The 12,723-nt window shown below is 48.7% G+C and carries 12 protein-coding genes; all 12 read right to left on the bottom strand.

The annotated features are described in order from the left end of the window. Positions 1–73: 73 nt before the first annotated feature. Positions 74–817 (bottom strand): RNA polymerase sigma factor FliA, encoded by a 744-nt coding sequence (locus tag METBU_RS0121810; RefSeq protein ID WP_017842639.1) that lies wholly within the window; start codon positions 815–817, stop codon positions 74–76. Continuing rightward, positions 814–1,647, bottom strand: a complete 834-nt coding sequence (locus METBU_RS0121805) for a MinD/ParA family protein (RefSeq protein ID WP_040575948.1) — start codon at positions 1,645–1,647, stop codon at positions 814–816. The genes METBU_RS0121810 and METBU_RS0121805 overlap by 4 nt, the downstream gene beginning before the upstream one ends. 31 nt (positions 1,648–1,678) lie before the next feature. Continuing rightward, a complete protein-coding gene (flhF, locus tag METBU_RS0121800) occupies positions 1,679–3,133 on the bottom strand; it encodes a flagellar biosynthesis protein FlhF (protein ID WP_017842637.1) in 1,455 nt (484 codons plus the stop codon). Between the two features lie 16 nt (positions 3,134–3,149). Then, on the bottom strand, positions 3,150–5,243 hold the full coding sequence (flhA, locus tag METBU_RS0121795; protein WP_017842636.1) for a flagellar biosynthesis protein FlhA: 2,094 nt from the start codon (positions 5,241–5,243) through the stop codon (positions 3,150–3,152). A 358-nt stretch (positions 5,244–5,601) separates the two neighbouring features. Then, on the bottom strand, positions 5,602–6,732 hold the full coding sequence (gene flhB, locus METBU_RS0121790) for a flagellar biosynthesis protein FlhB (protein WP_017842635.1): 1,131 nt from the start codon (positions 6,730–6,732) through the stop codon (positions 5,602–5,604). A gap of 9 nt (positions 6,733–6,741) precedes the next feature. Then, positions 6,742–7,515, bottom strand: coding sequence for a flagellar biosynthetic protein FliR (gene fliR, locus METBU_RS0121785; RefSeq protein WP_026130377.1), 774 nt, complete (start codon positions 7,513–7,515; stop codon positions 6,742–6,744). Between the two features lie 4 nt (positions 7,516–7,519). After that, positions 7,520–7,789: a flagellar biosynthesis protein FliQ gene (gene fliQ / locus METBU_RS0121780; protein ID WP_017842633.1), complete on the bottom strand. Its 270-nt coding sequence runs from the start codon at positions 7,787–7,789 to the stop codon at positions 7,520–7,522. A 16-nt stretch (positions 7,790–7,805) separates the two neighbouring features. Beyond that, positions 7,806–8,561 carry a flagellar type III secretion system pore protein FliP gene (gene fliP / locus METBU_RS0121775; RefSeq protein ID WP_017842632.1) on the bottom strand — a complete coding sequence of 252 codons (756 nt, stop codon included), beginning with the start codon at positions 8,559–8,561 and terminating at the stop codon, positions 7,806–7,808. Beyond that, entirely contained in the window at positions 8,554–8,991 is a 438-nt protein-coding gene (fliO, locus tag METBU_RS0121770) for a flagellar biosynthetic protein FliO (protein ID WP_017842631.1), read from the bottom strand. The genes fliP and fliO overlap by 8 nt, the downstream gene beginning before the upstream one ends. Then, positions 8,991–9,428, bottom strand: coding sequence for a flagellar motor switch protein FliN (gene fliN, locus METBU_RS0121765; RefSeq protein ID WP_017842630.1), 438 nt, complete (start codon positions 9,426–9,428; stop codon positions 8,991–8,993). Before fliN ends, fliO begins: the two co-directional genes overlap by 1 nt. 972 nt (positions 9,429–10,400) lie before the next feature. Beyond that, positions 10,401–11,381: a flagellar motor switch protein FliM gene (gene fliM / locus METBU_RS0121760; RefSeq protein WP_017842629.1), complete on the bottom strand. Its 981-nt coding sequence runs from the start codon at positions 11,379–11,381 to the stop codon at positions 10,401–10,403. Between the two features lie 2 nt (positions 11,382–11,383). After that, positions 11,384–11,884, bottom strand: a complete 501-nt coding sequence (locus METBU_RS0121755; RefSeq protein ID WP_017842628.1) for a flagellar basal body-associated FliL family protein — start codon at positions 11,882–11,884, stop codon at positions 11,384–11,386. Positions 11,885–12,723 lie beyond the last annotated feature (839 nt).

Raw genomic sequence — 12,723 nt, 5'->3', positions numbered from 1 at the left:
TCGGTACGGGTTACATAACCGGTACCGCAAAAGATCTACGATAGGCATAACGTTCATGCCTGTGAAGCCTCATTCAGGCGCCATTATCATGGCCTTCACGCCAGTCCGCAAGTCTCGCTCGTAATCTCAACATGGCCTGACTGCTGATTTGACTAACGCGGGACTCGCTAATATTTAAAATTTGGCCGATTTCGCGTAAATTTAATTCATCGACATAATACAGCGAAACCACGAGCTGTTCCCGCTCGGGCAAACTTCGTATCGCCTCGACTAAAGCCTGATCGAATTTTTCTCGGCTTAATCGGTTCAGCGGATCGTTTTTTAAAGGCTGATCCTCGTAAAAAGCCGCATCGCCTTCCTCGGACAATTCTTCAACGCTCAAGGTACGGCAAGACTGTGTATCTTGCAATATGCGTGCGTATTCGTCGGCACTGATCCCCAGATACTCGGCGACCTCGCTATCGCTGGCATCGCGACCTGTTTTACTTTCGATGTGTCTTATCGCATCGCTCACCATGCGCGCTTTTTTATGAACGGAACGCGGCGTCCAATCGGATCGTCGAACTTCGTCGAGCATTGCACCCCGAATGCGAATACCGGCATACGTATCGAAACTGGCGCCTTGCGAAGCATCGAAATGCTTGATCGCATCCAACAAACCGATCATTCCGGATTGAATCAAGTCCTCAACCAATACCGTTTCGGGCAATTTAGCCAATAAATGATAGGCAATCCGTTTAACTAAAGGCACATGCCGCAGTACCAGGTCTTCTTTCTCACCCGATTGCACCGACGCATACATGGCCGCTCCCTTCATGCAACATCCTTTTGTGCGCCGTATTGGATCATGCGCTCGATAAAGAACTCAAGATAACCGCCCGCCTGACCTTTAATCGGCCAACTATTGATCTGTCTTGCCACATTTTTTAAGGCCAGCGATGATTTACTGCGCGGATAGGCTGCTACGACCGGGCTTTGTTGCTGAACGGCTTTGCGTAAATATTCGTCATAAGGTACCGCACCTGCAAACTGTAACGTTACATCCAGGTAACGGTCGGTGACTTTCGTCAATTTTAGAAAAAGATTCTGGCCTTGCTGTGCACTTTGAACCATGTTGGTCAAAATATGGAAGCGGCTCAAACCGTAATCACGATTTAAGAGTTTAATGAAAGCATAGGCATCGGTTAAAGAGGTCGGCTCGTCGCACACGACAACAATGACTTCCTGGCAAGCACGGGCAAAATTAATAACGCTGGACGATATACCCGCCGCCGTATCGACAATCAGCACATCCAAATCCTGATCGATATCGCTAAAGGCCCGAATGACTGCAGCTTGCTCGACCGTCGATAAGTCGGACATATGCTGCAAGCCCGAGGAAGCCGGAATCACTTGCAACCCGGAAGGTCCGGTCACGATAATTTCGCTCAATGTCTTTTCGCCTTTTAATACATGCGAAAGATTGAATTTCGGATACATTCCCAGTAATACGTCGACATTGGCAAGCCCCATATCGGCATCGAGCAAGGCAACTCGCTTGCCTTGTTCGGCCAATGCCAGACCTAAGTTGACCGACAAATTGGTTTTTCCAACACCACCCTTGCCGCTTGTGACTGCAATAACCCTAACGGGATTCGTTTTTTTCATTCTTCTGATTCCGGCTGCCTGATCGAATGGATTATGCATAACCTTGCGCCACCCAGTCGTCATAATCAAGTATCGCATTATAATCGCTTTCTTGATCCGACTCTGCTGCGCACTGCTCAATTAATTGCTTGGCCGAGGCCGCATGCAGATCCTCGGGTACTTGTTGCCCGTCGGTAACATAAGATAGCGGCATGCGTTGTTCGATTAATGCCGATATTGCCGCCCCCTTGGTCGCTGCTTCGTCAAGTTTAGTCAATATGCCCGCTTCAGGCTGAAAAATTTGAAAGGCTTGAATAATCTCTTTCATCGCTTTGTATTGCGTCGCGGCAGACATCACCAAATAAGGTCGAATGCGTAAGTCATCGTGTTGCAGCGTTTGGATTTGCTCGGCCAAGCGTTGGTCGCGCTGACTCATTCCGGCAGTATCGATCAAAATAAGACGCTTATCGGCAAAGCCGTCGATCAAATTTCGCAGCTGCTCGGCATCGGCCGCCACGCGAACCGGCACATCGAGAATCCGGCCATAGGTATTGAGTTGATCATGCGCGGCAATACGATAATTATCGGTCGTAATCAACGCGACCTGTCTCGGCCCATGTTTTAGAATGAAGCGTGCAGCCAATTTGGCGATCGTCGTGGTCTTGCCGACACCGGTCGGCCCCACCAACGCCGCGATTCCGCCATAATCCAAAAGCGTATCATTATATACAGGCAGCACGTTAACCAACATTTCCTGAGCTTTCTTAAACGCCGGCTCGATGGTTTGATAATTATTCAAGCGACCGGCGACTTTCATACTCAAATTTTTGGCAATCCCCATATCGACCAAACGATGCAACAATTCGACCCTCACCGGATTGCTTTGACTGTTTTGTCGCCAACCGATTTCCGACAGGCGGCTATTCATCGTCATCTTCAACGATTTCAATTCCTGAAACATGTCTTTGATAAGCTGATCGTTCGCACTGTTTTCTCGAGCGACCGGAACTGGCTCTTCGGCCCGCGCCGACATCACCGTTTTTTCCTGAATCGCAGGTGCCGGCTCGTTGGGAATTTCCTCTATTTTTGCCGATACAGCCGGCGCCGGCTTCTTTACCGGATCGGGCTGCAAACGACGCGGGCGATTTATTTGCATTTTTTCCGCATAACCCAGATATTCGTCAAAATCCCGACGCAACGGACGCGGCGGTACCGAACCGTCCGCCCCTTTTTTTCGAGTGCTACTAATAATCTGTGCCGATTTGTTTTCAGCCGCAAAATCCTGTAACGGGGGCTGTTTGACTTCGGGGTTTTGAGCTTTCCGCTCAGCCGCATCTTTTTGCAATTTATTATGAATGAGTTGCTCGTCAAAATCGCGAGCAGCGACGATTTCCACGCCGCCATCGACCGAGCGATTGGACATGATCACCGCATCGGCACCCAACTCATCTTTAACCATGCGCATCGCTTGGCGAATGTCCGATGCAAAAAAACGTTTGATTTTCATTGTACTACCCCGTCAATTAGGCGCGTTGTCCAACCGTGGAAACCACTCTTATTTGGCGATCCTCAGGTATTTCATTGTAAGCCAATACATGCAAGCCTGAAATCGAATGACGGACGAAGCGAGCCAACCAGGGACGAATATAGGACGAAACCAATAAAACCGGAACCTGTCCTTCCATTTCCATTTTTTGAGCGCTCTCTTCCAGCGACCGATGCATTTGCTCGGCCAGCCCCGGCTCAATGCCGACACCGCCTTCACCCGCCGTCTGCAATGATTTATGCAACAATCGTTCCAACTCTGAATCCAAGGTAATAACCGGTAACTCCTGTTGTATCCCACTGATTTCATGAACGATTGATCGCCCTAGCGCCACACGGACCGCCGAGGTCAAGATATCGGGATCTTGACTCTTGACGCCGAACTCCGCCAAAGTTTCGGCAATCGTTCGAATATCCCTAATCGACACATGCTCTTGCAGTAAATTTTGCAATACCTTGACCACGACACCCAACGGCAGTGTTTTTGGGACCAGATCCTCGACCAGTTTCGGGGCGACTTTCGCAAGATTATCGAGTAACTGTTGCGCTTCTTCGTAGCCGAATAATTCATGCGCGTTACTTTGCAGCAAATGACTCAAATGCGTGGCAATAACAGTACCGGGGTCGACGACGGTATAGCCCAACGTTTGCGCGTGATCCTTCTGACCCGCCTCGATCCAAACCGCCTCCAGACCGAATGCCGGGTCGCGACATTCCCTGCCTTTCAATGAACCGAAAACTTGCCCGGGATTAATCGCCAATTCCAATTCAGGAAAGACCTCCGCTTCGCCCATCGTTACGCCCATCAAAGTGATGCGATACATCGTCGGCGACAAATCCAAATTATCGCGAATATGCACCGTAGGCACTAAAAAGCCCAACTCCTGCGACAGCTTTTTACGCACGCCTTTGATCCGCGCCATCAACTGCCCTCCTTGATTTTTGTCGACCAATGGAATCAAGCGATAGCCGACTTCCAAGCCGATAATATCGACCGGCATCACATCATCCCAACCCAACTCCTTGACCTCCGGTACGGTTTGGCGAACATCGAGCTCCCGCTTAGTTTCGATACTGGCCAAAACCTTCTGACGCCTGTCGATCATATAAGCAGAACCAGCCATCGAGCCGGCCAGCAGAATGAATACTAAATTCGGCATGCCCGGAATAACTCCCAAAGTCCCCATTACACCGGCAGTGATATATAAGGCTTTTGAGTTTTCGAAAAGCTGTGTGCTGACTTGCTGACCGATATCTTCGGTACCGCCTTTGACGCGCGTCACCACGATCGCTGACGCACTCGAAAGCAATAGCGAAGGGATCTGAGCAACCAAGCCGTCACCGATAGTCAATAGCACATAAATTTCGCCGGCTTCCGCAAAACTCATTCCATGTTGGCCCACGCCGATTGCGAGTCCGCCGATAATATTGACGAATAAAATAATGATACCGGCAACCGCATCGCCTCTGACGAACTTACTGGCGCCATCCATCGAACCGTAAAAATCGGCCTCGGCGGCTACCTCGGCACGCCGCTCACGCGCTTGATCTTGCGTAATCAATCCGGAATTAAGATCGGCATCGATCGCCATTTGCTTGCCCGGCATCGCATCCAATGTAAACCGCGCGCCCACCTCAGCAACCCGACCCGCGCCTTTGGTTACCACGACGAAATTGATCACAACCAAGATCAAAAACACCACCAAGCCCACCGCGAAATTACCGCCGATGACAAACGAGCCGAACGCTTCGATCACCTTACCCGCCGCCGCACCGCCTTGATGTCCCTCGAGCAAGACAATTCGTGTCGACGCCACGTTCAATGCCAGCCTCATCAAAGTCGCCACCAAAATTACCGTCGGAAACACCGAAAACTCCAGCGGATTCAGCATATAAATGACGACCAGCAGAATAATCAGAGAAAAGGCAATGTTGAATGTAAAAAATAAATCCAACAAAAACGGCGGCAACGGCAAAACCACCATCGCCAAAATCATGATGATCAGCAGCGGCGCGCCGAGTCCTGAGCCGCTTATCATTTTTAAGGTATTTAAAATTCGGGTAAGGTCCATGATTTAGTCTTGGTAATCGCTCGGCATAAATTAAGATTGATCGAGGCAATAGGAGCCAAAAGCTGGCAACCCCGGTTAAGGCGGATTAGTCGTGGCATTTGCTTTGATGAATAAGTACTTAAGGAGACACTTACCCAATGGTTTCCAGGTCGGAGCGCTCCATCGCCCTCGAACCGCAGAGCGGTTCGGGCTGCATTCCCACGCAGAGCGTGGGAACGATGAAATGGTGCGCGATGCGCACCCTACCAACTATCCGCTACTCACTCTTCACCATTCACTCTTCACCATTCACCATTCACCATTCACCATTCACCATTCACCATTCACTATCCACTCACTGCTAACTGCTCACCCCTACCTAATCCCTTCGAAACTCCTCAGGAATCGGTAAATCTTGGGGCGGCAACGGTGCATCCCAACCATAAGCCTTGGCTGTTTTTAACTGATACACATAGGCCAGCACCTGCGCGACCGCCAAAAACAAGCCTTGCGGAATCTCCTGTTTCAAATCGGTAGAATAATACAAAGCCCGAGCCAGAGGCGGTGCAACCAATAGCGGCACCTTCGCACCGGCCGCCAAATTGCGAATTTGCGCCGCAATCAGATCGGTACCCTTGGCAATGACTTTCGGCGCAGCAGACGAATTTTGATCGTATTGCAATGCCACGGCAAAATGCGTCGGATTGGTGACGATGACATCGGCCTTAGGCACTTCCTCCATCATGCGCCGTTGCGACATTTCCATTTGTATCCTACGCTGACGCCCTTTGATTTCCGGATTACCTTGAGACTCCTTCATTTCGTCGCGCACTTCCTGGCGTGTCATTTTCAACTTTTCATGATGATCCCAGAGTTGGTAAGGTACATCGACCATCACGATCAAAATCAATGACGCACTCAACACCAAAAAACCGAAACCGATATGAGACAAGGCATGCTGAACAGCCTGCCCCAAGGGCTCTGCACTCAACCCAAGAAACTCGTTCAAAAACGACTTATATAAGATCATTGCAACGCCGAACACCAACAAAAATTTGATCAGCGCCTTCAACAACTCGATCAACCCTTTTTTTGAAAACAAACGGGCTAAACCTTTGATCGGATCGAGTTTTTCCAGCTTCGGCGTCAACGCTTCCCAACTGAATACCCATCCGCTCAGAACCAAGGGTCCAATCAACGCCGCGACAACCAATACCGCCAAAAACGGCGAGATGAGCCAGAAAGCATCGAGCAAGGCCTGCTTAAAATACTTAACCGGACTTTCGGGCGCGAAAATAACCTCCCTGCTCAATTGGAACTGGGTTTGCATAATCTCGATCATGCCTTGACCGATATATCCGCCCATGAATAACAGCAATACCGAACTGGTGACCAGCATCACAAAAGTATTGAGCTCCCTAGACCTTGCGACTTGACCTTTTTTTCGAGCATCTTCAAGCCGCTTCGCCGTGGGTTCTTCCGTTTTATCCTGACCGGTATCTTCTGCCATGTCGACCTGCTACAGACGCAGCACCTGCTCTAGAAGCTCATAACCCTCAGCCATGACACCGGTAAATTGTTGAAGCATAGTCGGCAAGGTCAGCCAGATCAGCAGCAAGCCCAGCATCAACGTAACCGGAAAGCCCACTGCGAAAATGTGCAACTGCGGGGCTGCACGGGCCGCGACGCCGAAACTGACATTGACCATCAGCAAACTCGCCATAACCGGTAAGGCTAATAACAAACCCGAGGCAAACAAGCGACTGCTCCATGCAATAATCGACCAAATTTCGGCCTGCCCCAACCCATCGACGGCAATCGGCACGGTATTAAAGCTATCCAGCACCATGCGAATCAACATTAAATGCCCATCTAAAACAAAAAAAATCAGCGTACTGACGATAATATAAAACTGAGCCAACACCGGAATCTGTTGCCCGCTTTGCGGATCGACCATCGATGCAAACCCCAAGCCCATGCTATAAGCGATCGTTTGCCCGGCAAACACCACGATGCCAAAAACCATCTGTATGATGAAACCACTCACCAAACCGATTAAAATCTGCTGCATCGATACAGCCAAACCCTGATAACTCAACATAGGCACATCGGGCAATGGAGGCAGCAAGGGCATAACGATCCAAGTCAAACCCACCGAAATGACTAACCTCACTCGAGGCGGCACGCCTTGCATGCTAAACAACGGCGCGGCGATTAGCATCGCGCCGATGCGCATCAACGGCCAAATAAACGACGCAACCCAATTCAATAATTGAGCTTCGGTAACATTCAATCGCTTACCCAATCATTTCAGGAATATCACGAATCAATTGCTGAAAATAATCCAAGTACATTTGCAACATCCAAGGACCCATCGCCATCATCACGATACCGATCGCGATGAGCTTGGGAATAAAGGTCAATGTCATTTCATTGATCTGCGTGGCAGCTTGAAACATCGCAATAATCAAGCCTACTATCAATGACGGCAACAACACAGGCGCGGTCAACTTAACCGCCACCCACATCGCTTCCTGGCTCACCGTATAAATCGTTTCCGGAGTCATCGCTCCCTCCTAATGATCAAGCCACATAAAAACTGGCCGCGAGCATTTCCATGATCAACGACCATCCGTCTGCCATCACGAACAGCATAATCTTAAAAGGCAGAGATATAATCATCGGCGACAACATCATCATGCCCATCGACATCAATACGCTAGCAACCACTAAATCGATCACCAGAAAAGGCAGAAAAATCAAAAAACCGATCTGAAAAGCCGTCTTCAATTCGCTAGTCACATAAGCCGGTAACAATACCGAAAACGGCACATCGTCGACCGATTCGACTTCTTCGTGACCGGAAATCCTGAGAAACATTTCAAGGTCGGATTCGCGAGTCTGCCTAATCATGAATTGCCGAAAAGGCACCGACGCATTCTCGACAGCGGTCAATACATCGATTTTTTCCTCGAGATAAGGCTGAATCGCATCGCGATTGACCTTGTCGAATACCGGCGCCATGATGAAAAACGTCAAAAATAACGACAAACCCAACAAAATTTGATTACTCGGCGCTTGCGCAGTCCCTAAAGCCTGACGCAACAGTCCCAAAACAATCATGATCCGGGTAAACGAAGTCATCGTCAGTAACAAGGACGGTAAAACCGTCAACATTGTCATTAACGCGAGGATCTGAATCGTTACCGAATAGGTTTCGCCACCCTGTGCGTTAGTCGTAACCGTAAACGCCTCGACTCCAGTCGCATGCAGCGGCATCGGCAAAAGAACGGCGACCGCGAATCCCCACCCTGTTATGATCCGCAAAGATTTAGCCATTGCCGCGCCTCTCCATCGCTTGCATCAACTTTTGTGAAAACACGCTGGGGCCACCTGGTTCGCCACGATCGTTAACCAGGCGATCCTCGCCGTCTAAGACCAATAAAGCGTCTATCCTTCCCGGCGTCACACCCAATACCATCTGTTTATTGCCGACTTCCAGCAAAACGACTTTTTCACGCATGCCGAGGGACAAGCCGCCCAGCACTCGCATTTTCGCTTCGCCGCTAACCGGCAAGCCGCTCAATTTGCGTAACGACCAAACAAAAACCCCAAAGATCGCCAAGACGAAAATAAGCGCCAGGCCCCATTGCAACACGTCTTGAAAACCCACGTTTTTGACCGCAACTCCGGGAGCTTCGGATACGGGCGCGGCAAAAACCGACGGAAGGTATGCGTAAAACAAAACGCTTAAGATAAACCTATTCATCAACTGAGCTTTTTAACCCGCTCGGTTGGGCTGACCACATCAGTCAAGCGTATCCCAAACTTATCGTTTACCACGACCACTTCCCCATGAGCAATCAACGTGCCGTTGACCAGAACATCCATCGGCTCGCCCGCAAGCCGATCCAACTCGACCACCGATCCTTCGTTCAATTGCAATAAATTCCTGATGCTAACCTGGGTCCGGCCGATCTCCATCGACATGGTCACCGGAATATCGAGAATGATATCCATTTGAATCTCATTGCCGGTCTCCCCCATCTCACCCGCTCCATGGGGTTGATTATCGAATCGATCGAATGATGCCATCTCGACATGATTGCTATTTTTGGCGCCTTTTGTTTCTGCTTCGGATTCGGCCTGCTCGTTCATCGCCGCCGCCCAATCGTCACCTATATCCGAATCGTCTTGTTCACTCATTATCGCTATCTCTGTTTAAAACCATTTCCTAAATCCCATCTTCGCTCTTACCCAAGCTCTAGCTCTCATCGTTATACATAAGTCAAAAAATACCCTTTTGCAATCTTAACCAATGAAATCTCGATACCCTTTATTGTCACTTAACACCCTCGGATCTCCCTCACCTAACGCTCACTGCCATTAAGTTAAGGATTTTTCCGTTCGCCCTGAGCCTGTCGAAGGGTGAATGGAAAAATCCTGGGTCGATAAGTTAAGCCGTCCATGGTTCGACAGGCTCACCACGAACGGCTTAACTTAATGGCAGTGTCACCTAACGCTAGGTGATTTGCGTAGGGTACGCTGTGCGTACCATGGTAACCCCGCGATGTTCATGTGCCAACCGAACCATTAGGGCACGGCTTTGGTACGCGCAGCGTACCCTACAATTTATGTATAACGATGAGAGCTCCTGCTTGGGTAAGAGCATATTTTAGCCTTTTGACCTCGATGCCATTTAATGTAATTTGGCATTCTCGACCCCGAAATCGCGATCTGGGGATCGCTCCCACAAGACATTCGCCGCCTTCTGTGGAAAACCACTAAGGATTCGGTCATAAATAACTTCCCTATTTTTAATGCAAGGTAAGGAACGAGCATGAAATAATTTAGACAACTGTCGGAAGGGGGTTTGGTGGCTCGATTGACAGGTGTCGGCGGCAGGGCAGATTTTTGCTCCTCGGCAACTGCTCCTGCGTTGCCCTAATACACGCCATCCCTGGCGTAATGCAAAATCTGCATTCATGCCATCCTTGGCAATCAGTCGCCGCCGTCAAGCCTACATGGACGTATTCACGGCGTCCTGTCAAGCGAGTCACCAAACCGCCACAAAGCCTACTACTTGTATAAGTTATTTTGTGCATATTCCTAAGCGAGTTACCTAACCCGCTACAAAACTCATAGCTCCAGTATGTTATTGGCATGAAATTTTTACCGTCAAACATAATCGGGGTTTACCTTTTTAACAATTTTAATGGCGTAATTACCGTCCGATAAGCCAATCTTACCTTCAAATACCGGAACAGTCTGTGCTCTTAACCGCACAGTATCCGGCATATCAACCGGTATCACATCGCCTTTTTTCAATTGCATGACGTCCTTAACCGTCATTTTCTTTTCGATTAACAAACTATCGAGCGTCACGGCCACATTCATCACACTTTTTCTCAGTAACTCCTGCCAACGCCCGTCCGTCTCGCCCCGATCGCTGATCACCTGATCGAGCAATTCCCGAATCGGTTCAATCATCGTGTAAGGCATGACGATATTGATATCCCCGCCGCCGCCATCGAGCTCGACATGCATCGTCGAAATCACGACAATCTCCGATGGACTGACGACATTCGCAAACTGCGGATTAACCTCGGAAGTCAAATATTCGAACTGCAATGCCAAAACCGGCCTCCAGGCTTCCTGTAAATCCTTGAAAATCATATCGATAAACAAACGGATCACCCGCATTTCGGTCGGCGTAAATTCACGACCTTCGACTTTGTTATAAAACTGCCCGGTACCGCCAAAAAAATTATCCACTGCGGTAAAGACCAAGCGCGGCTCCATTACGATCAAAGCACGGCCTTTCAACGGCATAAATCTAACAATGTTCAGATTGGTCGGCACGAACAGACTCTGAACATATTCGGAAAATTTTTGTACTTGTATGCCTGAAATCGAAATCTCCGCCGAACGTCGCAAAAAATTAAACAAGGTGATTCGAAAATAGCGAGCGAAACGTTCATTGATCATCTCCAACGTCGGCATCCGGCCGCGAACGATACGTTCCTGGCTGGTAAAATCGTAGGTTCGCGCACCGGAGTATTCCTCTACATCATCGGTTTCGGTTTCGATTTCGCCATCATCGACACCATGCAACAAAGCATCGATTTCTTCTTGCGAAAGCAGGTCTGCAGTAGACATAATTATTGCATCACAAATGAAGTAAAAAACACTTCCTTGACAGGGTGTTTACCGGTCATTTTTTCCAAGACCGCACTCACCTCCGCGCGCACTGCCTGCCTAAGCGTCTCCTTACCCTCCCGAGAATTGAGCTCATCGGAGCTTTGTGCGCTAATCAACATTAAGATATTATTTCGAATCATAGGGTCGTGTTTTTTTAAGTCTTCTATGGCTTCTTGATTATCAACCAGCAACGATATCGAGACCTGCATTAACCGCATTCTCGAACCCGCAGGAAAGTTTACTATCAGCGGTTTACTAAAATCGTAATAAAAAACCTCGGTCGAAACCGCTGGCTCTGATTCGGCTTCCTCAACTTCGGAAACATCTCCTGCATCATCGTCGACAAGAAAAAAATACGCTCCCGCCGCCCCCGCCAATATCAAAACGACAGACAAAATGATGATAATGAGTTTCTTAGACGACTTCTTTTCGCCTTCCGCTTTTTGATTTTTTTCTGCCATATATTTAACCTTTTATCTCAATTCATCAACTAGCAACAAACAAACCATAATTAACTTATACTTATAGATCATTGCCTTAACTAATTACCTTAAAGGCGTTACGATAACGGTGACAAATTTTAGCCACTTTTCGAATCGTTGTTTTGTTCTACAGTATAAAGCAGACTTGCGGCATTCGCTCCGGGTTATGTCAGCAATTCCCAATTTGGAGATCAAAAAGGGTGTGGGGTATGCTTGGCGAGGATGTCGGCAGCAGGGCGGATTTTTGCTCCTCGGCAATTGCTGAGTTACATGGATGTAATGAATGCAGAAAATGCAGGAGCATTTTTCTGCCCTGCATCGCCTAAAGCGCCTACTGTTGGTGCCCTACTACACGCCATCCTTGGCGTTCGAGCTGCCGCCAAGCCCCCATGGATGGGTTTACGGCGCTCCTCGACAGGCATACCCCACACCCTAAAATCGGCGAAACTGCTCAAACCGGGAATTGCTGGGGTTATGTCTCGAACTGTCGTTTACCGAACGTTAGCCGAGCGAATGTCCAAACTATGTAGTAGCGAGGATATCGTGAATGCAGGCTTTGCAAGATCAAAATCAATCCTTCCGCCGAAACCTGTCTATCGAACAACCGCCCCTTATAATCAATCGAAGCTTCAAACACCGTTTTCCTGAAATCATTCGAAAGATAAACGGTATTTTGGAGATCCGTCCACCCGGTGAAATTATTGTAGCCGATTCATGCCTCAACTTTGCTCGGCATAAACGGAGTACAATATTTGCTAATTTCCTTTAATGCGTTTTATGGTTAACCTACGACTCTAAAAATGTAATGGTTCAGCCCC

The organism is Methylotuvimicrobium buryatense 5G (genome assembly GCF_000341735.1).
GTDB classification, from domain to species: domain Bacteria; phylum Pseudomonadota; class Gammaproteobacteria; order Methylococcales; family Methylomonadaceae; genus Methylotuvimicrobium; species Methylotuvimicrobium buryatense.
This window is presented reverse-complemented; position numbering and strand designations above follow the sequence as displayed.